Origin of the sequence: Nocardioides guangzhouensis (assembly GCF_004519545.1) — a bacterium.
Lineage (GTDB): Bacteria > Actinomycetota > Actinomycetes > Propionibacteriales > Nocardioidaceae > Nocardioides > Nocardioides guangzhouensis.
This window is the reverse complement of record NZ_SDKM01000024.1, coordinates 41,960-68,417: the sequence shown is the minus strand read 5'-3', so window position 1 is coordinate 68,417 and position 26,458 is coordinate 41,960. Positions and strand designations below refer to the sequence as shown.

Sequence of the window (26,458 nt, the reverse complement as noted above, 5' to 3'; positions counted from 1 at the left end):
TCGTGCGTACGTGTCGGAGACGGCTGGCCAGACCTCACGGACGCCCGCCTCCACTGAATCGATAGCCGAACCCAGTTCGCCGAAGACGATGAACTCGTGAGGGATGACGCGTCCCGCAGCATCCCTTCTCCCCAGCGGATCCGGAAACCGGAGGACTACTCGCCCGGCTGCCTGAAGCCAGGCGGCCGGTCCGTCTCCGAGTTCCCCGAATGCGCGCTCATACTCCGGTAGAGGGTCACCTAGACCCGCGTCAAGAAGAAACCGGAAGCCCCACGCACGTCCGCGAGTCGCCCAGATGACGTGGGTTGGAACTGCCTGCCGATCGATCACTTCTGGGTCCTGATGATGTGATCCGAAACCCCCTGTTCGAGGTCAAGCTTGAACTGGGTCAGCATCGCGCGCAGGTAGTGGTTCTGTGCCCGTGCCTGCTCGTTCATCTCCTTGAGCTTTGGCCCAGCCACCTTGATGGCTGCAGCGAGCGCCGGGAGTGCCTTGGCCACGAACTCGGCCCGCTTGTCGGACTTGGCAACCTTCTTGAGCAGCTTCTCGACGCCGGCGAACTTCGCGCCCGTAAGGGCAGCCGCAATCACATCGGCGCCGTCAGCGAGCGAGTCGACGACCTTTCGCGGGAGCGTCATCCGCTCCTCCCACAGAACACGGCGCTCCAGCGGCAGGAGAGAAGCGATGGGGAGGATGAGGTCCAGTCCGATGCGCTGCGTCAGGTCGATCTCGGCTGGCTCTGCCGTGTCCGGTTTCAGTTCGAACTTGGCGGACGAGAGGAGCATGAAGTCCTCGCCGATTGATAGGGCATCCGGGGTGACGATGAGTTCCGCGATGCTCGAGCGGAGCCGGTCGAGATCCTCGGCGGCTTTGAGAATGACGAGTTCTCGGAAGGCGTTGACGTCCCAGTCAGGAAACAGGTCGGCCTTCGACAGCGATAAGATCCAGATCCGAGGGAACTCGACGAGCGGGCCATCGTCGGCGAGTAGATCGCCCTTGAGCCGCTTGAGGTTCTGGCGGAAGTTGCCAAGCAACGACTTCAGGTAGCGCTCTTCTTCTCCGCGGTAATCGAGCAGCTTCTGGCCGTCGACCAAGAGCAGCGCGACGTCCGAGCTGAGCAGCGTCTTGAAGGTGTCAATGCGACGGATTCGCTCTTCGGCACTGGTGGGATCTTCCTCGAACCATTCGCCCGGGTAGTCGTGCCAGGCGAGGCGCAGCTCGTCGAACGGTCGCTTCTTCGCCTCTTCGCCTTCGCCGCCCTTCAGCTTGACGGAGAAGTCGTAGGTCGTGTTGGCGAACCGGGTGGGCATGGGCGCCGTTGCACTGTCCCTCATGCCGAGGTAGTTCTGGTACAGGCGATTTCCCTGGCCGGTCTTGTCTGCGACGAGGTCCCAGAGGTCGTTGTTGTAGGAGCCCTCTTGTGTGGGTCCGTAGAACGAGGAGACCAGGACGGTCTTGCCCGATCCGGACTCGCCGAAGACTGCAATGTTCTGTTGCCGGATTCGCGGGTACCTCGCCATGGCGCGAACGTATCCCACAGGTCCGACTGTTCGTGCGGTACTCCTTGACCCGAGGCCCTCTGCCGGTGACGGGTTCGCACCGAGTGCTGTCACGCCCGCGCGGAGTGCTGTCACGCCCGCGCGGAGTGCTGCACTCGATGCTCCAGCGCACGGCGGCGCCATCTAAACGAAGCGTGAGAGTGGAAGTGCAGCCACAGCGAACGATTGTGCCTGCTGCCCCCAGAGACGCCGGGTCTCGCACGATGCCTGGATCGCGGCCTGCTCGATCGCCGCTACAGCGCGCTCGAGTTCGTCGTGGTCACTGGCGCTGACGGCGACGAACCCGGTCGCGCGCAAGACGCCGTGCCCGGCGGTGAGGTCGGCTTCCTGCTGGAGGACGTCCTGGTACTCGGCGGTCTGCTGGGCGTCCTCGATCTGACCGATTCTCTGCCGCTGGGCGGCGTCGGAGATGTACTCGGTCTTCTTCTTGCGGATGTCGCGGGCAGCGCGGTCGGTACGCATCGGCGTGTAGAGCAGTGTGAAGGTCCGCCGGATCCCCGAAGACAGCAGCAGCGGCGCGAGGAAGCCGGGGTAGACGAGCGACCGGGGCCACTCACTGATCCAGAGCACGCAGTGGTGTGCGGAGTCGCTGCGCATTGAGCCCCACGATTCGGTGACCGCGACGGGTCCCGCGGTGGCGAGGTCGCGGCCGATGTCACCCCGGCGCTCAAGTGCGCCCGCAACGGCGGGGTCGTACGCGGACCGCAAGATCAGCGCAAGGTCGCCGGGCGTGAGCCACTCGCCGGGGGAGAGGTCGGCGGACCGGAGGGCGGCCAGCATGGTCGCCATCTCCTGCCGGAGTACGGCGGCCGCCCCGCGCATGCCTCCGCCGGCAGCCCGGATCGCTCGCCCGGCCACCTTCATGTCGAGCGAGATCGAGAGGGTCGAAGCATGGCGCTCGCCCGCCGGACCGGCGCGGTCGACCAGTTCGCCGTACGTCGCCGACGCCCACGAGCCTGAGCGTTTGCCGTGCTGCTCCCACCAGTCCGCCAGCCCCTTGCCGGAGTCAGGGAGCGTCCGCTCCATCACCTGGACGGAAGCGAGTCGCCCGGATCGGCATGCGGTCGCGAGTACGCGGCCCCACGAGACGACCCGGCGTTCCTGCTCCGCTGGGTCGAGCAGCACGAACGCGGGGTGGGAGACACCGACAACTACGGTCAGGGTCGCGGCGTGCGGGTCGTGGATCATGACGGCGTCGGTCTCGCGGTCGACCCATTGACGCAGCCGAGCAGCGTCACCGGGCAGGGCCAGCGTGCCGGCGGGGCGCGGCTTAACGATCCTTCGGCGGTACAGCAGTTGCCCACCCGTGGATCGCCAGAGCCATCGCGCGCCGATCGGCGCCCACTCGATGAGCTTGCGCCCGCCGACGCCGGCGAATGCCAGCGTGACGAAGAACAGGATGATCGGGAAGGTCATCACCACGGCGCCGATGTACAGACCGATGATCAACGTGCCCGACGCGAGGCCGGCCATCACGAGTTGAGGGCCGGAGAGGCCGAGCAGGACGCCGCGTCGGGTCAGGCGCGAGAACTTGATCGGGGTCAGCTCTGGCTCGCCGGTCGTCGTGGCCACGGCCGATCACTTCTTCCCCGCGGTGTCGACCAGCGTCGAGTCCGCGACTGGCGGTGGGACTGTCGAAGGAGCGGCGGACTCATGCGCCTGTGCCTGTCCGGTCGCCTGGGCGGCGACGAAGTTGCCGAGCCGAGGACCGGCCGCTGCCGCCTCTTTCGCGACCACAACGCCGGCGGCAACTGCGCCGCCCGCCGCCGCACCACCTCCGGAGGCGCCATCTGCTGCGGCGCCTCCGCCGCTAGTTCCGGTCGATGGTCCGGCAGTGGACGGTCCCGTGGCCGTGGGCAAGTTGGCTGACGTCGTACCGCCGCCACCGTCTGCGCCGCCCCAGCCCAGGACCTTCGCCGGCTCGCTGCCGGCAGGACGAGAGAGCGGGATCGGCATCGGCCGGTTGAGTGATGCCTTGGCCTCCTGTTCGGCCGACATTGCGTGGTACATGTCGAAGCCCATGAAGGCGATGGCCTTGTAGGTCAGGTACGGCGCGAACCCGGCCATCAGCATCAGTACGACGCCCGCCATCGGCTGGCTGACGGACTCCAGGTCGGCATCGATCGGCGCCGACACCTGGGCGGTGGCGAGCAGGAAGATCACCACGAGGACGACCTTCGAGAGGATCATCGCGATCACGAACGTCGCCCACCGGCTCAGCCACGTCCTGGTGTGGTCCCAGCTGGCGCCGGCGAGGGCAATCGGTGCGAAGACGATCGCGATGAGAAGGAGTGCCTTGCGGATCAGCAGGCTGATCCAGACCACCATCGCGCCGATGATGGCGAGGCTGGCGAGGAAGATCGTGAGGATCGCTCCGGCGGCGGGGGCGCTGAGGTTGATGGCACCGAGTCCCGCGGCGAGTACGGCGACCTTGTCGCCCATCTCGTTCATGTTGGTGCCCGCTGCGTTGACGATGCCGATGCAGAGCTGGTCAGTGATCTCGAGCGCGGTCGCGAGGAGGGCGAGTGCGACGAACGATCCGAGGATCGACTTGGCGAGTCCTAGTGCGGCTCTGGAGAGCGCGGCGGGTTCGCGTCGGATCATGCCTCCGATGACCTGGAGCATGAAGAAGCCGAGCATCACGAAGACGCCGACGCCGAACATGATGTTGTAGACCTTCGTGTACTCGCCGCTGGTCACGTCGACATACGTCGTCGTGTCGATGACCTTCCAGACGGAGGTGAACATCCACTCGGCCGCGCCGCCCATGCCCTGAGCGAGCCAATCGAACGGGGCGGTGATGACCGCGCCGGCTGCGTCGCCTGCGGCGTTGCAGACCTCGTGGATCACCGGTACGTCGCAGACACCCATGATCGATCCTCAGACCTGCTGGCCGACGTTCCAGAAGAAGTTCACCAGCGTCACCGCGGCGCCACAGACGATCGCGGCACCGAGGGCGACGAGGACGCCGAGCTTGCCCCGCCCGGCCAGGTGCGGGTTCGACGAGTTGGCTCCCAGCGCCCACACGATCGCCGAGATGATCAACGCCAGTACGGCGAGTACGAGGCCCACCGTCATCGAGGCGCCGACGATCTTCTTTAGCTGGCCGATCCCGGGTAGGCCGTTGGAGTTGGGATCGATCGAGATGTCGAGGGGGAGTAGGAGTGCTGCTGTGAGTAGGTCCATCTGAGGGCTCCTGAGGTCGGACGAGCGGACGCCTTAGAGGTGCGGGCCGATGTCCAGCAGCCAGTTGGCCCACGTGAGCGCGGCCCCCGTCAGTGCCGCTCCGCCGACTGCAACGAAGCAGCCGGTCTTCGCCTTCTGAGCGGTATGCCAACTGCCCGAGCTCGAAGCGATCGCCCAGGTCGTCGCCGAGATGACGAGCATGAGTACGGCGACGATCAGGCTGTAGGTCAGGAGGGCGCCGACGATCGCACCGAGCTCGCCAGAACCACCGACGGCGCCGAAGTTGGGATTGACATCATCGGCCAGAGCCAGACCTTGGATCACACAGATAGGTGGCCGAACTCGTCCGATCACGTCCCTAGGGCGCGATTGCTGAAGTGAACCTGCTGAGGCCGTTGAGTTGGCTAGCCTGCTTGGGCTAGCGCCCGCCGGAGATGCAGGAGTTGAGATGGCACACTTGCACACTCCGCTGCCATCCGGTGACGGGATGGGCGGTGAGCGGATCCACGCCGAAGCTCATGTCGCGTTTGGCGGCGACGACACCCATCTTTGGTTCGGAGTGAACTATCTCGCAGGAGTCACTGACCTTGACGCGATCGTGGCTGTGGAGGCACTCGGTGTCTTCGTGATCGAAGTAAAGGGAGTTCCTCTTTCGGAAATCGAGCATTACGGCCAGGGCTCATGCAGGATCAGGAACCGTCCGGGCACCAAGACTCCTCTCCAGCAGGCGCTCAAGGGACAGCAGCGACTGGTTCAGTTCCTTCGCTCGTCCTCGGGAATGAAGCACATCCCCTTCGTGCACGTGACGGCTGCTTTCCCCAGGATTCGCCGCAGCGACTTCGTCTCGAAGTGGGCACATCCAGGAGTGATCGCGCAGGCGAAGAGCATGATCTTCGAGGAGGACCTTCAGTCTGCCGAAGCCCTCCGGGCGGTCCTCATCTCTGTCATCGACCACCCGCCTATTGGGGGTGGCGAAGACCGACGGTTTCCGCTCACAGCATCAGCGATTCAGAGCATCGCCTCCGCCATCTCCCCGGATGATGCAGTTGGTCCCACAAGCAACGACGTAGAGCGCATGCGGGTGGTGGAGCAGTCTCTCAACAAGACTCGCCGGCAGTACGTCCAACCCGTCGATGGCACCGGCATCCAAGAGGTGCTGTTCAGCGGACCGCCCGGCACTGGCAAGACCTTCCGGCTCCTGGAGATTGCCCTCGGTCATGCACGAGCGGGCCGCAACGTGGTGCTTGCTTGCCACAACAAGGTCTTAGCCTCGGAACTTCGCCGCATGCTGCTGGCGGACGTGGTGACTGGTGATCGGTCCGAGAACCTCGACGTGCTTGACGTGCATCAGCTGCTCGAGCGTTATCCGAATGTCAGCGGGGACCACGAGAGCGCGAGCGGCTTCGATGGATGGGTGTTTGCGAAGGTCCGACGACTAATTCGCGACCAGCAGCCAACCGAGCGGTTCAGCACGGTGCTTGTCGACGAAGCCCAAGATGTTGAGGACTGGATGTACGAGCTGCTGCGCTGGTCGAGCGATCCAGATGCGGAGTGGTTCGTCGCCGAGGGACGAGGCCAAGCCCTGTACCGCGATGCCCCGGCCCCGTGGCTGACCGCCTACAAGTCTCGTGTCGAGAGCGCGAAGCGTGCACACCGGATGCAGCGGGTATACCGGAGCGGGAAAGCGGACCACCTTGTCGCCCGATGCACGCACGAAGTCTCCCCAAGTTTGGATGGGATTACGGATTTCGTGGCTCGTCACCCGGTCGTCGAGGACCAACTGACCCTCGACCTGGGCGGCGAGGAATTTGATCGGTTGGGTGAGCCCCCGGCCTTTGCCAATCTTCCCGGGTTGCCTGACGAGCTGACAGTCGCCGAGTACCGGGACGGGATGGTTCGTGCCTATGCGCGCCTCATCACCGAAGAGCTCGAACTGCTGGAACGTCTTGGCTCTCCCGGCGACCTCGCCATCCTCGTGCCGAAGCCCCACGCCCACCAGCAGCGTGGCAACAGCGGTGACTACGTCGCCCAACGTGTGATCCACGCGCTCGAGCTCGTTGGATGCCCGTACATCGATCAAGTCGACAACGAAGCGCGACGTAGCCTCCGTCCCGAAGGTGCCGTTCGTCTGGTGACGTATCACTCGTCCCGCGGTGTCGAGGCCTCCCGGGTTCTCATCTTGGGATTCGAGGAACTCGGACGGAGCATGGGCGGGCCTCTCGCCCGACAACGCAACCTCGCCTACGTCACATTGACCCGTGCGAAGTTTGGTTGCCGTTTGGCTGTGTCGGCCTCGCGGACAGGTCCGCACCTCGACTTCGTTCAGGCGGCTGCCGGGGCGGTCCGGCGCGAACTGGAGTTGGCTGAATCGCAGGCGAAGACGGATCCGGAACCTATCCCCGATCAGGTCGACTGGGAGGAGGGCGAGGTCGTCAGGTATGTCGCCGACCGGGGCTTCGGGTTCATCGCATGCATGGACCGAGAAGTGTTCTTCCACCTCAGCAACGTCTTCGGCGTCCTGGACGCGGACATCGCGCCGGGTCTCCGCGTCTGCTTCGCCTCAGGCATGCAGGACGGGAAGGAGCGTGCGACCTTCGTAGCTTCTGCGCAGCCGGCAGGACTGCAGGAGCCACCCCTTCAGGATCATTCGGCGGCGCTCGTCGCGGAGCTCATTGGAGATCGAGGCTTCGGCTTCGCGTTGTCGCCAGTCCACGGGCGAGTCCTGATGCACAAGTCCGTGCTTCACGTCGCAGTTGACGCTCTGACGGTGGGTATGCGGGTCGACATCAAGGTGGAATCTGGGGCAGACGGAAGGATTCGCGCGACAGATGCGGTGTTGCGCTAGAACGATCCGCATGTCCTAGCCGAGCCGACGGATGGTGATGACTTCGCCCGAAAATTCACCGATCGTCCCGTAGCGGACGACATCGCCAGTCCGAGGCGCATGGAGGATCCGGTCGCCGCCAACGTAGATCGCGACGTGATGCGGGCCGCCGGCGCCGGGGTAGCTGAAGAAGATCAGGTCCCCGGGCCTCTTCTCGCCAAAGGGGATGCCCGTGCCGGCGTGGATCTGGTCGCCGGAGTAGTGAGGGAGACGGATGCGTCCGCCAGAGGCTTGGTAGGCCGCGTACAGGACGAGGCCGGAGCAGTCGAAGCCGCCGCCGGTGGGTCCCTCGAAGTTCCCTCCGCCCCAGACGTAGGGCTTGCCAAGCTGCGACGCGGCGGCCTTAATGAAGTCGCCGGCGAATCCTGCCGGGAGGTTCATCGGTACGTCGCCCGCCGGCTGAGCACACGCGAGCTCGCTCGAGAGCGACACTCTGCTCAGCGTCGCCAGGACCTTCTCCGCGACCGGCTGGTTGACGGCGTACCTGTCGGGATAGGCCGAGACCTGCACGGCTTGGGCCGCAGCGCCGGGGTTCATCGACGCCCATCCGTCGATGTCGAGCAGGCCCCGCGGCGAGCCGTGGTTCGGGCCGCTGGGTCCGCCGTAGAAGGCACGGGATGACCAGACGGGGTCCATCAGGTTCTCGACGCTGCCCCATCCGGCGGCGGGGCGTTGCTGGAAGAGGCCCACGGAGTCGTGGTCGCTGCCGTCACCGTCGTTCGGGATGTTGCCGGAGTCGGGGTAGGCGCCGGTGTTCGACAGGACCCGTAGCGACGACTCGGTCAGCGCGGTCATGATCGCGATCATCTGGCCACGGGCAGGGATGTTCTCGCTCTGGCCGGTGGCGATGATCGCGCCGGCGCGGGTGAGCTGCTGTTGGTTAAGGGTGACGGTCTCACCGTTGGTGTTCGCCGCGCTCAGGCTGTCCGGCACCGGGCCGCTGACGCCGAGGCTCTCCGTCGCCTGACCCTCCCACATGCAGCTGCCCGATCCGGCCGCGGCGGGGCTGATCAGCGTCGCGACGCCCAGGACCGCTGCGCCGGGAGCGAGGAGTACGGCGGCCGCAGCGCCGACGGCCAACAACTTGACGCCCATGGCGTCTTCACTTGAGCGGGTTGTCGAGTTGCGAGAGCCGCAGGACACGGCAGCGGTCGAACGAGGGCTCGCAGGCGACGAAGACGGTGAACGCGACTGGGTGCGACGAGTCGGCGCTCTCGCCGTTCCATACGCCGCTTCGGTGCCGCGTGCCGGTGATAGTGACGGCCGTGGTGCCCGGTCGGAGGTGACCATGGGCTTGCTGGACCGCGGCGGTCCATGACTCGGGGACGTACGCGCCGTCGATCTCGATGGTCTGACGCACTTCCATCGCCCCGAGGTCGAGCCATTGGTCGACGGTCGGCAGGTAGGTGGCCACGTCGGCGATCAGGCCTGGCGTCTCCTCGCCGGAGGGGTCGGCGTCGGCCAGGACGGCGGCGGTGTAGTCGGTCGGCAGGAAGCCGAGGCTGGTGTCCCAGTCGAACAGCGAGGAAGCCACGGCGCGTGCGTATGCGATCGGATCGGTCGTGTGTGGGAGGGAGCGATCATCGAGCGTGACCACCGGAGTCGCCTCCTCCGGGATAGCCCCGAAATCTCCGGGCGGTCGCGGCGCCGGGGTGGACTGGGAGGTTTGGGGTCCGCGCACGAGTCCGTAAATGCCGACGGCGAGGGTCGCGAAGGTGAGGACACAGCCGAGGATGACGGCGATCTGGCGCCAGGTGAGGTTGCGCATCGAGGCTCCGAGGTCGAGGTGGCAGACACTCGGTAGGTACGCCGATCAGGCCGACGCGGCAGCCGTACGTGCCTCACGGAGCCGGTCACGCAGCTCGATCGTCTCGGCGACGACGCGCTCGAAGCGCGCCCAATCCTCGTCCTTGAGAGCAGCGGCAAGCTCCCCGATGTCGTACAGCGCGGTCCAGCCCTCGAGCTCGGACCACATCAGCACGAACGACCGCGGACTGTGGTGCTTCGGTGCGCGCTTGGTCTTGCTCCGCAGAGCGCGGAGGCGCTTGGCGTTCTCTTCCTCCTGGACGCGCTTGAGCGCTTCGGCCGCGAGCCGGGCGACCTCGTCCTCCTCGTCCTGGGACGGGGGAGGCGGGCTGCTGGCGAGCTCGACGGCGGCCTTCACGCGCTTGTACGCGGGAGCGACCGGTGCGTCGTTGTCGATCTCGGTCAGCATGTTGGCAGCGAACTCGCGCACCGACGTGCCCAGGCTCTCATCCTCGGCAACGGACCTGATCCAGTTGATCCGATCGAGCCGCTGGGATGCGTCGCTCCCGGTGACGATGTGTGCGGCGATGGAATTGGTCTTTCCGTGCGGTGGTAGTGACTCACTACCACCGTTGGCTCCGCCGTCGTTGCCAATGCTGCCGAACCGCGTGGCTGCCTGTCGCCGCTCCGAATCTTCCTTCTCCAGGATCTTGATCTCCTCGTAGAGGCGCGCGGTTTCGACAGGAGATAGCGGCTTGCGCTGCTCGTTCTCGTCCTGCTGGGCGAGCAGGTGCGAGAGCCGATCGGAGATGCCTGACCGGACCCACACATTCAGGGTGCGCCGCCCGAGCCGACGCATCGCCTCCAGGCGGCGCAAGCCACAGACGAGCACCCCGTCAGGGGTGACCGTGATCGGCTGTAGCAGTCCAACCTCCTCGATCGAACGCATCAGGGCGCTGATGTCGCCGAGGTCGCGGCGATGACGCACGCCGACGATGATCGAATCGATCTGTCGCTCGAGCTCGATGTGTCCCTTGTCAGACATCGATCCTCCTGGCGACCTTCGGGGCAGAGTCGCGAATCTCCACGACGAGCCCGTCGTCGGCGAGCAGGTCGACGACCTTCCAGTCGCAGACCAGCATGGCGAGTACGCCGACGCCGGCCCGAGTCGCGGCCGCCGCTTTGTCCGGGTTGCCGAGCACGATCCGCAGCACGGTGGCCCAGGAGTCGCGGTCCAGGTCGAGGGCCACGCGGCCAGCTAGGTCGCGCCGAAGATGGGCGTGGGCGACGTGGCGGTCGCCGGCCTCCATGAGCCGCGTGGCGATGTAGTCGAGCGTGCAGGTCGCGCTGCTGCTCGGCCAGCCGAGGGCGACGAACATGCTGATCACGAGGTTGAGCGCCTCGAACGCTGTCGTCGGCGCCGTCTCCCCGGGCTTCAACCGCGGCGCCGACGCCGCCGGGTCCACCGGCGACGGACCCCTGCTCTCAGCGAGGAGTTCCAGGAACCCCGTCTCGTCTTCGCCGAAGCGGCGCGCGTCGTGGTGACGCATGACCTCCCGCCTGCGCGCCTGGGCCGTCGAGCAGAGCAACCCGGCCGCGCGCTCCTCGGCGATCAGGCTGACTTGGACGGCACGGGTGATGACGGCCCACGGGTCGTCCGCGCACCTCACCGAGCGCGTGCGCATTGCCTCGAAGGCGGCGTAGGCCGAGTCTTCCGGCTCGCAATTGTGTGCGCGCGCAAGCAATCGGTACTTGCGGATCGTGAACTGCATCAGCCGCTCCGCCTCGGGGTCCTGCCGCCAAGCCCAGTAGCCGACGCTCTCCCGGTCGTGAAGCCGCTGCAGGAGTGCGCGGAGTCCTTCAGGGGTGGCGAACGAGGCGTTCACAGTCCGAGTCCTTCTTGGCTCACGGCGGGCGCTGATCGGTCCGGTCCGTGGTGGCGGAGCGTCCGGGTCGTCGTGGCCGGCGTACGGCGCGCTCGTCGTACGAACTCTGTCTGGAGAGCGATCCCGCGGCCGACCATCGGGCCGAGGTAGGAGCCGAGCTCGGTGGGGCGTACCCAGGCGATCCGCTTCTGCGCCTGCGCGTGTGCCGACTGTTCGGGCCCGAGTGACGGATCACGGTGCCGTGCGAGCTCGATGGCGGTGGGTTCGACGGCCTCGGCAGGCCTGGGGTGCTCCGGCGGCCGATAGCTGTGGCGGCGGTACTCGGCGTGCGTGTTCACAGGTGGATCCCTTCACTCGCTGGGGTAGGGCCCGGGCGGCTCCCCGGGCCGAGCCGGGAGGCAATGCGGAACGCGGAGTCGACCGTGGTCTCGATCTCGCGGTCCGGGAGACCGGCGTACTGTGCTGCCGGCCCGAGCCAGCCCATGACTTCCGCGTGGCTCAGCCCGTTCTCGACCATCCGGCATGACGCCCAGAAGAGGGTGCGGTTGCGGCCGCCCTGCGGCGTGAGCGTGACGGTTCGCGCCAGGGCGTCGGGGCGGCATCCCTTGGCGGGCATGCCGGGCGGCGGGGGAGTCCGCGCCGGTCGCGGTGGCTCCAGGAACCGGCGGAGCGCCAGCGCATCGACAGGCTTCACCGGGTGCGTGGCGACGGCGATGACGTCGTACGACCGCTGGGCGTCCTCGACTGTGACACGCGACGGGGGAGCGATGACGTAGCCGCCGTCGCCGCGGAAGTCGATGTGCGCCGAGGGGGCCTGCCAGCTGCGCTGCTCCTGGCCGCGGACGGTCGGGTAGTAGGCGTGGAGCCCGCCCGAGGGCGTTCGCACCAGCCACGCCCAGTCGTTTGCGAACCCCTGGCTCCGCGCTCGTTCGAAGGCGTCGAACCCGCTCGCGCCGGGATGGACGTCGACATCGACGACGAGGACGCCGGTCGTTGCGCCTGTGGGCAGTCCGATGTTTGCGTCGGGGGTGCGTTGCCACCAGGCGTGGACGACGCGGGCGACGGAGGTCGCATCGTGGAAGCCATTGGGCGTGAGCGGTTGCTTGCCGCCCGGGACGCACGGGAAGACCGGGATGCCGAGGTTGGCATAGCGCAGCGCGGCGGCCGCGAGCGTGGGCTCGTCGGCGACTCGCTGCATCGTCGACGCCGACCACGTCGGAATCGGGTTGTTGGGGTCGAGCATGCCCCCGACGATGCGTCGTCAGGTATCCACGATTTCGGGATACCTAGCCGGATCGGAGAGGGGGATACCTGCGTTTGCGCAGGTCAGGAGGTATCCCTAAGCCGTTCTGCTTCGAGCGCGCTCGGTTCTGTCGGTGGTCGCGACGATGATCTGGCCATCGGACAAACGAACCCCAGGACAGCCCCGATGACGCAGGACCGCATTACCCAGGCCGACCTCGAGTGGTGGCTCACGCGAGCCGCTGAGCTTGAGTGGACCTTCGCCAAGACCTACGCCGAGACGGCTCCGCACCACTACGTGGTCGAGAACCGCACGCCCGGCGTAACGCACGATGACATGGTCCGCGCCGCTCGCGTCATCCACACGTTTGGTCAACCGGGCAAGTACTACTCGCTGACGAAGATCTACCTGGTTAGCCCTGACGGCCGGTACCGGTGGTGGACCGAGGACAGGCACTTCACGGACACAACGCTGGTGAACAGGGCGACGACCGAGCTGTTCTACGGGATCCAGAATGCCCCGGCGACGATCAGTGGCATCGAGACCCCCTTCGATGAAATCGCCACGTGGTGGGATGCCAGGCACCCGATCACTGATGGCGAGCGTGATCGAGTGAAGCACCTTCTTGCTGGCGTTCGGGGCACGTACCCACCGCACGTGCTCGACATCGGTTGCGGGACCGGGCGCGTGCTGGATCTCACGATCGTTGCGCCTGAGCGCTACGCCGGAGTCGATTCCAGCCAGGCCATGCTGAACCTGCTGCTCCGCAAGCACCCCAAGGCGGCCGCCGTGTATCCCGTCGACATCCGGGATGCACTCCGCGCGGGCAAGTTCACGCCCGGCCAGTTCGACTGGGTCATTGTGGATACATCCGTTGAAATGGGTCCCGCCGAGCGCCGACAGGTGGAGCAGGTCGCTCAACTGGCTGTCATCGACGTCGCCGGCAACGACTGGTCCGTCCGCGACGTCTCCGCGGAGTCTGTGCGGCGGATCTCGTCCCTCCGGGATGCGTCATGACGGCGGATGTGGCGACGGAGCTCTGGACCGCTCCTGTCGTGTCGCTCGGCGTTGAAGCCGAGTCCTGGCTCGAGGACCTGACCGCTGTCAGCCCAGACCAGCCCATCTTCTCGTGCCCTCACGGATATCGCCGCAGCGGCACCGCGGTGCGCAACGTGGAGCACTTGTCAGTGCTCGTGTCGAGCCTGCCGGAACCAGGTGAGTGGGCGGTCGTCGAGTGGTCCGATGGAGACGTACGGCGGTGGTGTCAGACGATGCGATACCCCACAGGCTTGGTCGTTGACGCTCACGACGGAACCCCTGACGACTTCGCCAAGCGCGTCTACCGCGGCGGCCCGGGCGACTACCCGAAGCCGAGCGGGCGCCGTCCGGCATTCGGCTTCGAGCTCTGGCAGCCCTACGCCGCAGCAGACCTGATGTGGACCTGGCTGCACGGCAGTCTGCCCGAGGGATGCTCGCGGACCATGAGGCACATGATCAGCGGAGTCTTCGACCACGGACTCGGCTGATCGCCGATACCGTGACGACGGTAGAACAACGACGAGCAGGAGAACGCGTGGAGGCAACTCTCGAGCCGAGACTGGTCATCCCAGGCAACGACGGTGAGCCCTTCATCTCGGGCGACTTCCTAGTCGCGGCCTACCAGCGCGGATACCGATGGGGCCGCCACGAAGTCCGGCAGCTACTTGATGACATCAAGGCAAACGCTGACGATGCGCGCAAGCAAGGCAAGACGCCAAGCGACTACTACCTCCAGCCCGTCGTGGTGCTGTCTCGCGGGGAGGGACTCTGGGAACTCGTCGACGGCCAGCAGCGCCTCACGACCCTGTACCTGATCGCCAAGTACATCGGCACGAGGGACCCCGACGCCAAGGTCGAGTACACGCTCTCGTACGAGACGCGCAATCAGGAGGGCAATGACAGTCGGCACTTCCTCGAGCACCTGGAGACCCTGGACGACGAAGTGCGGAAGTCCAACATCGACTTCCACCACATTGCCGTCGCCTACGACGAGATCACGGAATGGTTCCGTGAGCAGACGAATCCGAAGAAGGCCGCCAACGACATCTACAACGCGCTGTCGGAGTGGGTATACGTCATTTGGTACGAGGCGCCGAGTGACACGAATCCCAACGACCTCTTCACCCGGCTAAACCGTGACCGCATCCCGCTCACGGATTCGGAGCTGATCAAGGCGCTCGTGTTGTCGAACAGCGGCGCAGCTGTGGGGCAACCTGGCCGGCAAGAGGAGATCGCCGCGCAGTGGGACGCGTTCGAACGCGACCTTCGGGACGACCAGTTCTGGGCGTTCCTCACCGGTTCTACGACGCGACGGCCGACCCACATTGACTTCCTCTTCGAGAGTATGACTCCTCCGGCTGGCCTTCGCGTCCGCCCTCGGTACTGGACCTTTGAGAAGGTTCGGGACGACATCGAGAAGCGGGGAGCGGCGGCATTCTGGCGCGATGTCGTCGCCAGGCACGGCCTGCTCACCGGTTGGTTCCATGACCGCGAGCTCTACCACCGGATCGGGTATCTGGTCGCGATCGGGGACTCTGTCCCTGACCTGATCGAGGCTTCGCGATCGCAGACTCACTCTGCGTTCCGCGCGGCTCTGGTCGACCGCACTCGTCAGAGGCTCAAGCTTTCGCGCGATGAGGTGTCGTTGCTCCAGTACGGCAAGAACGATGCGAAGTGCACTGACGTTCTGCTCCTCATGAACGTTGAGACGGTCCTGGCAAGTAGCGACCGCGGTGCCCGCTTCTCGTTCCACGCGTATGCACGTGACGGGTGGTCGCTCGAGCACATCCATGCCCAGAACGCTGAGGGGCTCAAGAAGGAGAACCAGCGGCGAGACTGGCTTGAGGCGCACGTCAAGAAGATCCGCTCCACGGAGTGGAGCGCGGAGCTTGCGCCGGCCGCCGAGCAAGTGGCTGGGCTGATCGACGCGCACTTGGCACTGGCTCCTGGCAGGACCGACGACATCGGGTTCCAGGAGATCTTGGATAAGGCCTTCGCGCTCTTTGGCTCTCCCGGAGGTAGCTCTACCCAGGAGAACCTGCATGGCCTCAGCAACCTGGCACTGCTCCAGCGCGACTTCAACAGCAAGCTGAACAACGCGGTGTTTGCTCTCAAGCGCGAGCGCGTCGTCGAGCTCGACGAGGCAGGCGCCTACATCCTGCCCTGCACCCGAAACGTCTTCCTCAAGTACTACACCGCAGCGGCCGACCAGCAGCTCTCGATCTGGGGCCCCCAAGATCAGGAGCAGTACTACGAGAAGCTGCTCGCCGCGATCGGGACGTTTCTAGCCGTAGAGGTGGATGCCGAGGGCCAGGACGTCGCATGATTGAACAGCACCTCAAGGGCTACCCGTCGACATTCATCGAGCTCTTCGAGCCCCCGGGGGAGGGCCGACCGGCGATCACGTCGATCGAGATCCCCATCATTCAGCGAGACTTTGCCCAAGGGCGCCCCGACGACGAGGCGAGCGGAATCCGCGAGCGCTTCCTCGACGCGATTGTTCGCGCATGCGTGAGCGATGCCGAGATGGCGCTGGACTTCGTTTACGGCGATGTCAAGGCCGGAGTTCTCCGCCCGCTCGACGGGCAACAGCGACTCACGACCTTGTTCCTTCTGCACTGGTACGTGGCATCGAGGGCAAATGCCCTCGATCCGGCGGCGGCGTGGCTGCGGTTCTCCTACGCCACGCGCCCAACCGCGCGGGACTTCTGCGAGTCGCTCGCAGAAAACCCATACCCGGGTGGACCGGCGTCGCCGCGGGCATGGGTCACTGACCAACCGTGGTACCTGTACCCCTGGCGGCAGGACCCGACGATCTCGTCCATGCTCGTCATGCTCGACGCCCTCCACGAACGCTTCGTGGCCGACGCCCCGGACTTTTCCGACGTTTGGGCACGCCTTGAGAAGCGATCCGACCGAGCCGTTTGGTTCCTCTTCCTGCCCGTCGCCGACATGGAGTACGGCGAAGATCTGTACATCAAGATGAACTCCCGCGGAAAGCCGCTGACCCCCTTTGAGGTGTTCAAGGCTGACCTGGAGGGCATGCTCAAGCCCGTCCTCAGCGGGAGCGACTGCCCCGTCATCGGGCACACCCACGACCGCTACGAGCACCTCGCCATGAGCATCGATGGCGACTGGGCCGACGTCCTGTGGGAGTACGAGAAGGCAGACGATAGTGACTACGTCGTTGACGACGAGTTCATGCGGTACCTCACCTTCATCATCGACATTTGCGAGTGGCGAGATGGCCAGCCCGACCGCCGATGGCGGGACAAGGCAGCCTCTCGGGAGTGGCCGATCGAGGAACGCGCCCGACTGGCGTTCGCGGACGAGAACAACGCGAACGCCGACCGGAACCGTGACTTCTTCTTCCATGCGTTCGACACATGGAGCGGGGTGGACCCGGCCGCGGAGTTCTCAAGCTTGTTCACCGCAGGCGGCTCCGGTGACGGCCCGCTGCCACTCTTGGTTTCAGCCTCGCCCGACCTCTTCGGCAGCTGCATCAGTTCCTACGGCCAGGAATTCTCGCTCGCGGAGACTTTGATGCTGTTCGCCGTGCTTCTGTCGCGCCAGAGCGACGGCTTGGAACCACCGGCCCGCGACCAGAGGCTCCGAACTCTTCGCAACTTGGCCGAGTCGGCCTTCATCGACCGTAAGCGGATGTCCGAGTACGTCGGCACCGTCGAGCGCTTGATGCTTCAGGGGACGCTCGAGAACGCCCAGGGCTTCAACGCCGAGTGGACTGCGGACGAGGTGGAGAAGTGGAAGGTCGCGGATGCGCACCCTGAAGTGGTGCCGGCCTTACACAAGCTTGAGGATCTATCCGTCATCCGTGGACGGCTCTTCGCCTTCGAGCTCGATCCCGAAACCCTGCCGACCCGGGCGAACGTATTTGAGCTCGTGGCACACCCATCCGTTCGAGATTCGCTCGGCGCCGCGCTCCTCACGAAGGCGGACTACTCGCGCGAGGTCGGCTGGAATGGGACTCGCCGGCAGCTCGGAAGCTCAACCAAGGACGACTCTTGGCGCGACCTCTTCACAACTGGCAGTCGTGCGTCGGTCGCGCGCACACGGATTCCGCTCATGGAATTGCTCGACGACGTCCACCAGCGGATGGAGGCCACCGGCGGGAGTGCAGATGATGGGCTCGTAGCGATCCGTCGAGAATGGCTCGCCGATCGCGAGTCTCGTAGACACTTCGACTGGCGCTACTACTTCGTCCGCTACGCCGGCGCCCGGAGCGCAGTGGGCGAGGGGTACTTCCACAACAACGGCTATGACGAAAGTCGTGGTGGGTTCAGCTATGGCCGACTCCGAATGCTGCACGGAGGGAGTTACAACGCGTACTTCAGCGACGCGCTCTTGAGAGCGGCTTGGGTGGAGGGAAACCTTGGGGCTGTGGCTCGTGAGCCGAAGTGGTGGCACCGCGACGACCCGGGCATGGCCATAGCTCAGTCCTCAGTCGAGATCCGATGCCTTAACGACAGCTTTGAGATCGTGGTCCCTGATGACAACGAGGACATCGCCATGCGAGCGAGCGCTGCCCTCGCGACGTTCCCGGGCGCAGATGGCGAACGTGTACACATCGAGCAGGCTCCGGTCAACGGTGCACTTGTGGATCGCGAGGACCGAGTTCAGCGCTGCATCCAGCTCGTCCATCATCTGTACCAAGCGAACCTCTAGCTCCGGATGCCGAAGGAGCACAGCCTGATGCACGCGGACCACGGAGACCTGCCGCACGACGAAGTGCCCGTCGAACGCACCTATGTCGACTGGCCCGATGACACCGAGGTCAGCAGTATTGAGCAGCTCGTCACCCTGCTCGAACGCGACGTTGACGACATCGATGACTGGATCCATGGAGCGCTCGCAGAGGATCCGGGTGACGCCACTGTCGAACACGACGACGAGTCGATCGCGTTCGCGACCCTTGGCGGTCGCGTGACCATGTGGCACCTCGCGTTTCCGTTCACGAAGGATCAGTTCGACGCCTACATGGTCGAATGTGACGACCGCACCACGATCGCGAAGTGCTTGATGTCCATCCCGACGGAGGAAGAGTGGCGGGACGCGGGAGAGCGCACGATTGTTCCTGAGCTTGCCGACCTCTGCTGTGTCAGCACTGACGAGTTCGTCTCGGCGCTCGGATATCGCTGGGAACCGATTGACCTCGACTGGATGGGCGACCTCAGCGAGCCTGATGTGTACCTGCGATGGAACGATCGGCACATCGTCGGGATTGACGACTGCAACCTTCACGTCTGGTCACCTCGCAACCCTGACGTCGATCCAGGCAAGTACGAATACGGCGACGACCCGGTCAGCTTCGCGGACATCTGGGACGAGCCCGAGTACTGGGGAGGCCCCACGCTGGACTCCCTGGTTCGCATGCTGTCGCCCTACCTCACGCCGCCGGCGCAGGGCGAGTTGCCCCCTCGTCCAACACCGCCGAAGGTGCTCGCCGAGATCGCGGCGCGGGCGGGGGAGCACCGCGTGCGAGGAAACCTTGAATAGTGGACCGACGACTCGATCCCACTGCCACCGAATCCGGCAACCCACGATGGGAACCCACTTCAGGCGCCATTTGAGTCGGCCCATGCTGGAAAGATCAGACCTGTGGTGACAGAAGCGGAACTGCGGTGGGCACTCAGCTACGACGGCTACGCGCGCTTCGCACACTCGCCCGAAGCCCTCCTCGAGGTGCTCCGTCCAGCCATGGCCGAACACGCGGCGACCAAGCGGATCCCCGAGTGGTGCGGAGTCGACTTCCTCCGGGCGTGGGCGTTCTACCGGCAGCGTGAACACCACCACGTTGGCCACGGCCCGATCGCTGAGGACTTCTACGATGTTCTCGAAGCGATCCGGCGGCACCCGAAGGCAACGCAGCGTGACCTGCCCCCCGACGCACCTCTCGGGCTGCCGGGTGATTGGCGCGCTCACCTGGCGGCGACGCTGGAAGCTCCCTACTGGTCCGAGCTCATCGACTTCGTCGCGTCGGAGCGGCGGGCGCATGAGGTCTTCCCGCCCGCGGAGCAGACGTTCCGGGCTTTCGAGCTGACACCCTACGACGAGGTGCGTGTCGTCATCCTCGGTCAGGATCCCTACCCGACGCCTGGCGATGCCGACGGTCTCGCATTCTCGGTCTCGAATCCCGTGGCGAAGACCCCGGACAGCCTGAAGAACATCTTCACTGAACTGGCCGACGACGTGGGGGTTCCAGTACCGACGAGCAACAGCTTGGAAGGTTGGGCACGCCAAGGCGTCCTTCTTCTGAACACGGCGCTGACGTTGCGCGCCGGTAGCGACACGGACCACGCGGCACACCGAGGATGGCGCCGGAAGGGCCAGGGGTGGCACACCTTCACTGACGCGGTCATCTCGGCGATCTCAGCGAAGGACCAACCGGTCGTGTTCATCTTGTGGGGCGCTCACGCCCGCAAGAAGGTCAAGCTCGTCGACACCGAAAAGCACCGCGTCATCGAACAGGTCCACCCGGCATCGCGGTCTGCTTACAAGGGGTTCTTCGGCAGCAAGCCGTTCAGCCAGGCCAACGCGTTCCTGCGCGAGTCCGGTCGTGGCACGATCGATTGGGCGCGGACCAGCTGAGCCGCAACGACCCGGAGGACGGACCGCTTCAGGAGCAGGCCTGGTGTCCAGTGGTGCCTGCGTCCACCTATCGCGAGGTTCCCGGTCGCGATCTTCGCCCGACGCGCCGCGCACGGGTGCGCCGGCGCGGCGCATCAACCTGTTTGCCGCCGAGTCGGACTCGGCTGTCGCTTGCCCTCGAGTACTTCTGTGGTCCGCGGAGGCATCTGGATCGGTCCATAATCGTCATCGCTCCGGTTGGAGACTCCATTCCGCAGCCGGACATTGGCTGCCCCTTCGTCCCCCATGGCTCGGTCGACCGCGACGCGGTCGAGGTTCGCGATCTCGTCGTACGGCGATGCGGCGAGGGTGACGCTGGACGCGAAGTCGGCAAGACCGAGGTCGCCGAGGGCCAGTGCATGGGTGGTGACGATGTGGCCGACATCGACGATCGCGGCGGTCATGATGTGGTCAAGGCGGTCGCCCTCAAGAAGCCATCCCCACCCGTCCTTGCGAAGGTCGGTGAACGGCTCGCCGCTCACGAGGTGCAGCGCCGCGATGAGGTCAGCTATCCCCTCGGCGCCGCGGCTCTGTCCGCGCGCGCGGAGGCGCCTGAACAGGTCGAGATCGCAGAGAACCCCGTCGAGGGCGTAGGTCGCCGGGACGCCGTCCTGATGAGTCTGTTGCGCGCGGGGGAGGAATGGCTTGCCCGCCCGGCTCTGCCCGAGCCACTTCCGGATGATGCTCAGGTCGGATCGCGCCTTCTGAGGACGGATGCAGAGGTCCTCTGCGAGCTTCTCCGCGGTGACCCCGTTCGGGTGGAGCGCGAGATAGGCAAGGAACTCGACGTAGTAGGGCCGGCGGTGGGCCGTGGCGGTCGCGTCGCCCAGAGTCCTGACCGTGACCGGACCCAGCAGGGTCACCTTCGGCGCCACGGGAACCGGGGAGTCCCATCGGGCGAGGTCCTCATCCAGGTCCGGATCGGAGGCATGGACGGCCCTTGCGGCTTCCGGAGAAGCGTTGGGCGCGAGAGACGCGACATCGTCGACGGTCGTTGCCGCCCGGTCGGCGTAGACGTGGGCTTCGAGCGGCAGGAGTGACGAGGCGCCAGCCGGTTGCTCCTCCGGACGCGGGTCGGTGAGTTCGTCGACGAGCGCGCCCGCGCAGTCCGTCACGGTTTCCATGTCGGCGGCGCGGGGGACCGGCACCACCTGAGCCTCCGAAGTGAGATCGATCAGCGCCGCACACGCCTCCGCCTCGGCGGCGGTCAACCCCGCGGTGGCGAGGTCGAGGTCGAGGGAAGGGATCCGCATACGCCCTCCGGCACTCACGTGGACGTCGACGTATGGCGGGGACGGTTCCCCTCCGACGCTGACCAGAGCGAGGCCGGCGCGTCCCGGGAAGCCAACGAGGGCCCCGGCCAGGTGCGTCAAGTCCGGACCTCTGTCGCCGCCCGCGATGATCGCCGCGTGGAACTCATCCGGCTCCCCGGTCGGGCTGGCGGTCGCAAGGTCGTCGGTAAGCGCGTCAAGGAATACGTCGTCTCCGGGCTCGTGGACGTGGAGGAAGTCGCGGTTGATCGCCGCCAACTCCGCGCCGATTCCCAGCGCTTCGATGTGCACTGGTGAGGCCCAAGGGTTGACGACCAACTCCGCAATCAGATGGCGAGCCAGCGCCACGCTCGGTTCGCTTGCCCCGGTGAGCGCCAGCGCGCGCATCTCCTCGAGGTTGAGCAGCACGAGCGCGCCGTCGTCCGACTGACCGACGCTGACCAGCATCGGGTACGGCGGAAGTGCGTCCGGGGGCGGAGTCGGGACCGCCTCGACAGGTACGTGCCACGCAGCGCCTTCTCCGATCCATGGCTTAGGGAGTTCAGCCGGTTGCGCGAGCGTCAGCACGATCCGGCTGGAGGAGATCCGGACGGAGAGCAGGCGAGGTGCAGGGGCCAGGCCCCGGAGCGCCGCATCAAGCTCCTCGATCGGATGGGCGGTGACGGATCCCGACACCTGCACGGTCTTCTCGACAGCGAGCAGCTCGGCCGGCGGTGGGGCGATGATCCTTCCGGGTCGGCGATAGCGGAGCTGGGTTCGCCGGTGCTGTCGCAGCACCAGCCAGAGCGACCCGGCCAGGAGTGCTCCAGCGCCGGCCAGTCCCGGGAGCAGCCAGGTCGGGGTGGTCTCGTCCTCGGCGGAGTCGGCGAAAGCATGCTCGGGTTCGGGGTCAGATGCTTCGGGAGCGGGAGGAGTAGCTCCGTCGGTAGGTGGAGTCGCGTCCTGCCGAGGCGGCTCCTGGACATGCTTCGGCTCCTGAGGCTCGACCGGTTCCGACTGTCCCGGGATCGTGAGCTTCCAGCCGGGCAGGATGAGATCCGGGTCGGAGAGGTGGGCGCCGTTCGGTTGGACAGTGTCGCGCGATGCTCGGAAGATCGACGGGTAGGCGTCGGCGTCGCCCAGTTGGTCCTCGGCGATCTCGGAGAGGGTGTCACCGGGCTGGACGACGTACGAGCCGTCCGAAGAGTCGTCGGCGACGGGGACCTTGAGCACGGTCCCGGGCAGGAGGAAGTCGGGACGCCCGTCGAGGACGGCCTGGTTGAGGGCAACGAGCTCGACGTACCGCGTGCCGTCGCCGAGTCGCTCTTCGGCGATCTTCCAGAGGCTGTCGCCGCGCTTGACCGTGTAGCGCTCGGTCTGCGGCTGGACCGTCTGCATGTGCTCGTCTGCTCGCGGTTCTGGTGGCGCATCCAGAGCAATTGCTACCTGCGGCTCGTCCGGCAGCGGCGCGGCAACCGCCGCATGCGCCCGAGGCTGGGGCAGTACGGCGCTGACCGTTGGGACTGCGACGAACAGCAGCGCCGCGGCCGCGACCAAGCGGTCTGCGGCGAGCTGAGGAACTGCAAGACCTGGGAGGCGCGGCGTACGGATGCCGCGAGCCTGCGACAGGATCGACGCGACGAGTTGGCACGTGAAGACGGCCCACGCGATCCAGCAGATAGCGGTGATGACCTGGAGGGCGAGCGTGCCGTCGTCCTGAGCCGTCAGCCTCGTCCACGTGAACGCGCTCGGGTCGGGGAGCGCGTCGATGGAGATGAGCACGACGGGCACCCCGACCACGAAGGCGACGAGCGTGATGGTGGCCAGCAAGCCGCGCAGCCTGGAGTCGGTCTTGTTCATTGCTCGCTACCTCCGAGGGTGCGGACGAGTCGCGCGGTCGCAGTGCCGGTGACGTCGAGGCGGTTGATGCCGATGAGACCGAGGAACTGCGGGTCGTAGGAGTCCGTGACGGTCACGGTGATCGTGGTGCCGTCGTTGATGGCGACCGTTCCGGTGACGCCGGCCGCGTCGAGGTAGCGCTGGGCGGCGGCACGCGCGGCGGCGGGGGAGATCGCGAGGTCGTGGCCCTGGATGGCGGAGCTTCCTTCGACCTCCTCGCCACCGGCCCGTGCGGCCTGCGCGGCGACGTCGTGGGCACGCTCGTGGGCGTGGACCTGGCCTCCGAGGTCGGTCGCCAGTCCGACGAGGAAGATCATCACGAAGCTAGACAGGGCCAGCCACACGGTGATGGAGCCGCGCTCCTCCCGGCGGCTCATCGTTCCCGCCAGGTGTCGATGGGGCTGGACATCGTCGCGCGCATGACGCGGGATCCGGGGACTCCCGGAACGGCGAGATCGGACAGGTCGAGTCGGCAGGAAACAGTGACGTTCACCGAGCCAGGAACGCCAGGCTGCTTGTCGAAGTCGCTCGTGTCGACGACGACGTCGATGGCCGAGCACCCGATCTTCTGATTGGTGATGCTCGAAGTGGCCGCGGCGCGTGCATCCGCTCGGGCGACGTCCGCGTTGCGGGCGAGTGAGGCTGACCGAGCAGCATCGGCGGCGGCGGACTGAAGCGCCTGATGAGTGGTCGCCGTACGGCCTCCGAAGATGACCAGGCCGACGAAGAGCGCGAAGGCGGGTACGCCGATCGCGGCCTCGACCGCAGCTGAACCGCGTTCGTCCCGGCGGATCACGGTGCCGTCACCTGCTCGACCGGCACGCTGGCGCTCTGAGTGATGCGGACCTTCCACCCCGGAATGACGCTCAGGGAGAAGCCGCTGACGGTCACGGTGGCGGTGGTGGCGGTCCGGTTCGCGCTGGTCGAGGTCGCTGTGAGGACGTAATCGCCACCGGCATCGGCGAGGAAGTCGTTGGCGGCGCCCACTCCGTCGGACTCCCGGCCCTGCTCGGCTCCAGCGGCTCTGGCGCCCTGCTGCGCAGCAGCGATGGCGACCGTCTGCGCGTGGTAGTAGAGCGCTGCCTGCATCCCGAGGAACATGACCGCGAACAGTGCGGGCAGCAGGACGACGAGCTCGATCGAGACCGAGCCCCGGTCGTCGCGCCGCCGACGGCGCCTACTTGATGTTGCCGGCCTGACTCTTGACATAGCTCGTCACGGCCGCAACGACAATCCCGACGATGGCGATCACGGCGACCGCCCAGAGGACGTGCTCCGTGGTCACCGAGCCGCGCTCGTCTCGCCGGGCGGCCCGCAGGTCGTCGCAGCCAGTCAGGACGGCGAGTTGAAGCAAGACCAGGACTTTCAACATGTGTTCCTCCTTTGATCGGTCCTTCCGTGTCACGAGGCCGTGAACATGCGAAGCAATGAGGGGGTCACGAGCAGGGCCATGAAGATGACGCCCAGCAGCGAGCCGGGGATGGTCATGCGCTCGCCCACGGCGTTCGCCTGGGCGGTCTCTTCGTTGAGCATCGCCGCTCGCATGGCTGCAGACCGGGCGCGCAGGGTGGCGTACACGCTTGCTCCCTCCTCGCCGGAGAGCCGCATGATGTCGGCGAAGTCGTCGAGCTCGGGGAGTCCGAGCTCCTCTGCCAAGGTGTGCAGCGCGTCCCAAGGCGGGAGTCCCGACCAGCGCGACCGCGTCAGCTCCTCGGACAGACGTGTGAAGACCCAGGAGTCGCCGACCTCCGCGGCTGCTTCCATGGCCTGTCGGACCCCGATGCCGTTGTGCCTTTCGAGTGCGACCAGGTCGATGTAGGCGCCGAGGGCGCGGGCGAACTCGACGCGTGACTTCCGCGCCTCGTCGAGCGCGTTGTAGTTCGGGATGAAGAACATGACGGCCGCGAGGCCGATCGAGGCGAGGGCCGGGATCTGAAGTGGGAGACCGAGGCCGAGCGAGTTGAACAGGAAGGTGAGCCCGGGTGGGATGAGGAGGCCGAGGCCGGCGAAGGTGAGCTTTTCGCCGTAGAACTGCGCGACGGAGATGCGCAGTAGAGCGAGCTCGCGCGTGGGCGTCCGGATCCACAGGCCGGGCGGTAGCACACGCATACCCCAGAGTCCGAGCCGTTCCTTGCCGGAGCGGGCGGTTGCGGCCGTTGTAGTCGTGCGATGTGAGGCTGACGAGACACGCTTCAACGCGTCGGCGAGATCTGGCTCGGTGGGGAGGAGCCGCGCGGCGACCAGGGTGAGTCCGAGGCCGAGGAGGCCACCGGACAGGATCATCAACTGCAGACCCGTGATCATGGCGTCGCCACCGCATCGGGTCGGGTTCCGAGGAAACGGGGCAGCGGTTTGCCACTGGCCATGCGCCGCATCCAGATCAGGGTGCCAACGTACGCGGAGAGAAGCACGACGAGGATCACCTGGCCAATGGCGGTCGCGTACGGCTCGACGTACTGGCCGGAGAACGCAAGAACCACCAGCACGGTGGCGCTGATGAGTGTTACCCATCGAGCGGTCGCGCGAGGCTTGGCTCGATCGGCTTCCACCTGACGGCGGGCCCGTACGTCGGCCGCGACCGACTCCGCGAGACCTTCGAGAACGCTCGCAAGCCCGCCGCCGCGGCGCCTTGCGCCGAGGATAAGGTTCGCCGCGATCAGGTCGCCTGTCGCATCGTCGAGCTCGTCCGCGAAGGCCCTGAGCGCCGTCTCGGTGTCCCAACGGGCACGCAGGCGAGCAACGAGCCGGCTGACTTCAGGGTTGATCGGCGCCGGCGTGGAGCGAAGCGTCGCGCCCAGCGCCTGCTCAAGGCCGATGCCGACGGTGAGGACGCCAGAGAGGGAGCGCGTCCATTCCTCCATCGCCTCGAGCCGGTTGATCTGGGTGGCGGCCGGGGGAGCGCCCAACAGGGCCGGCAGCCCGATGACCGCCACCGGGGCAATGACCAGGGCGAGAACCCATCCGGTGATGACCCAGCCGGTAAAGCCAAGCCCGACACCGGTCACTAGAAGCATCCGGGTGCGAGAGGTCAGCGCCACACGGCGGTCGCGCGCCCTGCGCCTCTCGCGAGGCCATTCGGCTGTCGGTCGCAGGCCGAGGACGATCCCGAGGATGCCGAGAGC

The 26,458-nt window shown here is 66.4% G+C and carries 25 protein-coding genes; 7 read left to right on the top strand and 18 right to left on the bottom strand.

What is annotated here, in order from left to right; genetic code table 11:
• Positions 1 to 326 precede the first annotated feature (326 nt).
• The 5 genes from EKO23_RS16160 to EKO23_RS16140 all read right to left on the bottom strand — a co-directional run bounded on the left by EKO23_RS16160 (position 327) and on the right by EKO23_RS16140 (position 5,069).
• The gene (locus EKO23_RS16160; RefSeq protein WP_134719128.1) at positions 327 to 1,520 is read right to left on the bottom strand and encodes a TRAFAC clade GTPase domain-containing protein; all 1,194 of its coding nucleotides are present in this window, start codon (positions 1,518 to 1,520) and stop codon (positions 327 to 329) included.
• A gap of 162 nt (positions 1,521 to 1,682) precedes the next feature.
• Positions 1,683 to 3,131: an SCO6880 family protein gene (locus tag EKO23_RS16155; RefSeq protein WP_134719126.1), complete on the bottom strand. Its 1,449-nt coding sequence runs from the start codon at positions 3,129 to 3,131 to the stop codon at positions 1,683 to 1,685.
• A 6-nt stretch (positions 3,132 to 3,137) separates the two neighbouring features.
• Entirely contained in the window at positions 3,138 to 4,430 is a 1,293-nt protein-coding gene (locus EKO23_RS16150) for a TrbL/VirB6 family protein (protein ID WP_134719124.1), read from the bottom strand.
• A gap of 9 nt (positions 4,431 to 4,439) precedes the next feature.
• Positions 4,440 to 4,745 carry a DUF6112 family protein gene (locus EKO23_RS16145; RefSeq protein ID WP_134719122.1) on the bottom strand — a complete coding sequence of 102 codons (306 nt, stop codon included), beginning with the start codon at positions 4,743 to 4,745 and terminating at the stop codon, positions 4,440 to 4,442.
• A gap of 33 nt (positions 4,746 to 4,778) precedes the next feature.
• A complete protein-coding gene (locus EKO23_RS16140; protein WP_246051128.1) occupies positions 4,779 to 5,069 on the bottom strand; it encodes a DUF6112 family protein in 291 nt (96 codons plus the stop codon).
• Positions 5,070 to 5,193: 124 nt separating this feature from the next.
• On the opposite strand from EKO23_RS16140, the gene EKO23_RS16135 reads away from it, so the two are divergent.
• A complete protein-coding gene (locus EKO23_RS16135) occupies positions 5,194 to 7,590 on the top strand; it encodes a cold shock domain-containing protein (protein WP_134719120.1) in 2,397 nt (798 codons plus the stop codon).
• Between the two features lie 15 nt (positions 7,591 to 7,605).
• Here EKO23_RS16135 and EKO23_RS16130 read toward each other — a convergent pair whose 3' ends face one another.
• From EKO23_RS16130 to EKO23_RS16105, 6 genes are read right to left on the bottom strand one after another with little or no spacing between them, the layout of a single operon-like run.
• The gene (locus EKO23_RS16130) at positions 7,606 to 8,724 is read right to left on the bottom strand and encodes a C40 family peptidase (RefSeq protein ID WP_134719118.1); all 1,119 of its coding nucleotides are present in this window, start codon (positions 8,722 to 8,724) and stop codon (positions 7,606 to 7,608) included.
• 7 nt (positions 8,725 to 8,731) lie between these two features.
• A complete protein-coding gene (locus EKO23_RS16125) occupies positions 8,732 to 9,397 on the bottom strand; it encodes a hypothetical protein (RefSeq protein ID WP_134719116.1) in 666 nt (221 codons plus the stop codon).
• Positions 9,398 to 9,442: 45 nt separating this feature from the next.
• Positions 9,443 to 10,420: a ParB N-terminal domain-containing protein gene (locus tag EKO23_RS16120; protein ID WP_134719114.1), complete on the bottom strand. Its 978-nt coding sequence runs from the start codon at positions 10,418 to 10,420 to the stop codon at positions 9,443 to 9,445.
• Positions 10,413 to 11,261 (bottom strand): serine/arginine repetitive matrix protein 2, encoded by an 849-nt coding sequence (locus EKO23_RS16115; RefSeq protein WP_134719112.1) that lies wholly within the window; start codon positions 11,259 to 11,261, stop codon positions 10,413 to 10,415. The genes EKO23_RS16120 and EKO23_RS16115 overlap by 8 nt, the downstream gene beginning before the upstream one ends.
• Positions 11,258 to 11,599: a hypothetical protein gene (locus EKO23_RS16110; RefSeq protein ID WP_134719110.1), complete on the bottom strand. Its 342-nt coding sequence runs from the start codon at positions 11,597 to 11,599 to the stop codon at positions 11,258 to 11,260. The genes EKO23_RS16115 and EKO23_RS16110 overlap by 4 nt, the downstream gene beginning before the upstream one ends.
• Positions 11,596 to 12,504: a bifunctional DNA primase/polymerase gene (locus EKO23_RS16105; protein WP_134719108.1), complete on the bottom strand. Its 909-nt coding sequence runs from the start codon at positions 12,502 to 12,504 to the stop codon at positions 11,596 to 11,598. The genes EKO23_RS16110 and EKO23_RS16105 overlap by 4 nt, the downstream gene beginning before the upstream one ends.
• A 186-nt stretch (positions 12,505 to 12,690) precedes the next feature.
• On the opposite strand from EKO23_RS16105, the gene EKO23_RS16100 reads away from it, so the two are divergent.
• The 6 genes from EKO23_RS16100 to EKO23_RS16075 all read left to right on the top strand — a co-directional run bounded on the left by EKO23_RS16100 (position 12,691) and on the right by EKO23_RS16075 (position 20,148).
• Positions 12,691 to 13,521: a class I SAM-dependent methyltransferase gene (locus EKO23_RS16100; protein ID WP_134719106.1), complete on the top strand. Its 831-nt coding sequence runs from the start codon at positions 12,691 to 12,693 to the stop codon at positions 13,519 to 13,521.
• Complete coding sequence (locus EKO23_RS16095; protein WP_134719105.1) at positions 13,518 to 14,030, top strand: hypothetical protein; 513 nt, start codon at positions 13,518 to 13,520, stop codon at positions 14,028 to 14,030. Before EKO23_RS16100 ends, EKO23_RS16095 begins: the two co-directional genes overlap by 4 nt.
• A gap of 47 nt (positions 14,031 to 14,077) precedes the next feature.
• Positions 14,078 to 15,868, top strand: a complete 1,791-nt coding sequence (locus EKO23_RS16090) for a DUF262 domain-containing protein (protein WP_167880513.1) — start codon at positions 14,078 to 14,080, stop codon at positions 15,866 to 15,868.
• The gene (locus EKO23_RS16085) at positions 15,865 to 18,225 is read left to right on the top strand and encodes a DUF262 domain-containing protein (protein WP_134719101.1); all 2,361 of its coding nucleotides are present in this window, start codon (positions 15,865 to 15,867) and stop codon (positions 18,223 to 18,225) included. Before EKO23_RS16090 ends, EKO23_RS16085 begins: the two co-directional genes overlap by 4 nt.
• A gap of 6 nt (positions 18,226 to 18,231) precedes the next feature.
• Positions 18,232 to 19,056, top strand: a complete 825-nt coding sequence (locus EKO23_RS16080) for a hypothetical protein (protein ID WP_134719099.1) — start codon at positions 18,232 to 18,234, stop codon at positions 19,054 to 19,056.
• Positions 19,057 to 19,158: 102 nt separating this feature from the next.
• Positions 19,159 to 20,148 carry a uracil-DNA glycosylase gene (locus EKO23_RS16075; RefSeq protein WP_217702660.1) on the top strand — a complete coding sequence of 330 codons (990 nt, stop codon included), beginning with the start codon at positions 19,159 to 19,161 and terminating at the stop codon, positions 20,146 to 20,148.
• 134 nt (positions 20,149 to 20,282) lie between these two features.
• Here the strand turns inward: EKO23_RS16075 and EKO23_RS16070 are convergent, their stop codons facing one another.
• The 7 genes from EKO23_RS16070 to EKO23_RS16040 form a co-directional block, all read right to left on the bottom strand.
• Positions 20,283 to 23,297, bottom strand: a complete 3,015-nt coding sequence (locus EKO23_RS16070) for a LysM peptidoglycan-binding domain-containing protein (RefSeq protein ID WP_134719097.1) — start codon at positions 23,295 to 23,297, stop codon at positions 20,283 to 20,285.
• The gene (locus EKO23_RS16065; RefSeq protein ID WP_134719095.1) at positions 23,294 to 23,713 is read right to left on the bottom strand and encodes a TadE/TadG family type IV pilus assembly protein; all 420 of its coding nucleotides are present in this window, start codon (positions 23,711 to 23,713) and stop codon (positions 23,294 to 23,296) included. Before EKO23_RS16065 ends, EKO23_RS16070 begins: the two co-directional genes overlap by 4 nt.
• A complete protein-coding gene (locus tag EKO23_RS16060; protein ID WP_134719093.1) occupies positions 23,710 to 24,132 on the bottom strand; it encodes a TadE/TadG family type IV pilus assembly protein in 423 nt (140 codons plus the stop codon). The genes EKO23_RS16065 and EKO23_RS16060 overlap by 4 nt, the downstream gene beginning before the upstream one ends.
• Positions 24,129 to 24,545, bottom strand: a complete 417-nt coding sequence (locus tag EKO23_RS16055; RefSeq protein WP_134719091.1) for a TadE family protein — start codon at positions 24,543 to 24,545, stop codon at positions 24,129 to 24,131. Before EKO23_RS16055 ends, EKO23_RS16060 begins: the two co-directional genes overlap by 4 nt.
• Positions 24,514 to 24,708 carry a hypothetical protein gene (locus tag EKO23_RS16050; protein WP_134719089.1) on the bottom strand — a complete coding sequence of 65 codons (195 nt, stop codon included), beginning with the start codon at positions 24,706 to 24,708 and terminating at the stop codon, positions 24,514 to 24,516. Before EKO23_RS16050 ends, EKO23_RS16055 begins: the two co-directional genes overlap by 32 nt.
• Positions 24,709 to 24,737: 29 nt before the next feature.
• Entirely contained in the window at positions 24,738 to 25,445 is a 708-nt protein-coding gene (locus tag EKO23_RS16045; RefSeq protein ID WP_246051126.1) for a type II secretion system F family protein, read from the bottom strand.
• Positions 25,446 to 25,636: 191 nt separating this feature from the next.
• On the bottom strand, positions 25,637 to 26,341 hold the full coding sequence (locus EKO23_RS16040) for a type II secretion system F family protein (RefSeq protein ID WP_425464405.1): 705 nt from the start codon (positions 26,339 to 26,341) through the stop codon (positions 25,637 to 25,639).
• Positions 26,342 to 26,458 lie beyond the last annotated feature (117 nt).

What these genes read in the sequence shown, in the direction of transcription:
- EKO23_RS16160 (WP_134719128.1), bottom strand. Translation starts at nt 1,520, where the DNA reads ATGGCGAGGTACCCGCGAATCCGGCAACAGAACATTGCAGTCTTCGGC.
- EKO23_RS16150 (WP_134719124.1), bottom strand. Translation starts at nt 4,430, where the DNA reads ATGGGTGTCTGCGACGTACCGGTGATCCACGAGGTCTGCAACGCCGCA.
- EKO23_RS16145 (WP_134719122.1), bottom strand. Translation starts at nt 4,745, where the DNA reads ATGGACCTACTCACAGCAGCACTCCTACTCCCCCTCGACATCTCGATC.
- EKO23_RS16135 (WP_134719120.1), top strand. Translation starts at nt 5,194, where the DNA reads ATGGCACACTTGCACACTCCGCTGCCATCCGGTGACGGGATGGGCGGT.
- EKO23_RS16130 (WP_134719118.1), bottom strand. Translation starts at nt 8,724, where the DNA reads ATGGGCGTCAAGTTGTTGGCCGTCGGCGCTGCGGCCGCCGTACTCCTC.
- EKO23_RS16125 (WP_134719116.1), bottom strand. Translation starts at nt 9,397, where the DNA reads ATGCGCAACCTCACCTGGCGCCAGATCGCCGTCATCCTCGGCTGTGTC.
- EKO23_RS16120 (WP_134719114.1), bottom strand. Translation starts at nt 10,420, where the DNA reads ATGTCTGACAAGGGACACATCGAGCTCGAGCGACAGATCGATTCGATC.
- EKO23_RS16105 (WP_134719108.1), bottom strand. Translation starts at nt 12,504, where the DNA reads ATGCTCGACCCCAACAACCCGATTCCGACGTGGTCGGCGTCGACGATG.
- EKO23_RS16100 (WP_134719106.1), top strand. Translation starts at nt 12,691, where the DNA reads ATGACGCAGGACCGCATTACCCAGGCCGACCTCGAGTGGTGGCTCACG.
- EKO23_RS16095 (WP_134719105.1), top strand. Translation starts at nt 13,518, where the DNA reads ATGACGGCGGATGTGGCGACGGAGCTCTGGACCGCTCCTGTCGTGTCG.
- EKO23_RS16085 (WP_134719101.1), top strand. Translation starts at nt 15,865, where the DNA reads ATGATTGAACAGCACCTCAAGGGCTACCCGTCGACATTCATCGAGCTC.
- EKO23_RS16080 (WP_134719099.1), top strand. Translation starts at nt 18,232, where the DNA reads ATGCCGAAGGAGCACAGCCTGATGCACGCGGACCACGGAGACCTGCCG.
- EKO23_RS16070 (WP_134719097.1), bottom strand. Translation starts at nt 23,297, where the DNA reads ATGAACAAGACCGACTCCAGGCTGCGCGGCTTGCTGGCCACCATCACG.
- EKO23_RS16065 (WP_134719095.1), bottom strand. Translation starts at nt 23,713, where the DNA reads ATGAGCCGCCGGGAGGAGCGCGGCTCCATCACCGTGTGGCTGGCCCTG.
- EKO23_RS16055 (WP_134719091.1), bottom strand. Translation starts at nt 24,545, where the DNA reads ATGTCAAGAGTCAGGCCGGCAACATCAAGTAGGCGCCGTCGGCGGCGC.
- EKO23_RS16050 (WP_134719089.1), bottom strand. Translation starts at nt 24,708, where the DNA reads ATGTTGAAAGTCCTGGTCTTGCTTCAACTCGCCGTCCTGACTGGCTGC.
- EKO23_RS16045 (WP_246051126.1), bottom strand. Translation starts at nt 25,445, where the DNA reads ATGCGTGTGCTACCGCCCGGCCTGTGGATCCGGACGCCCACGCGCGAG.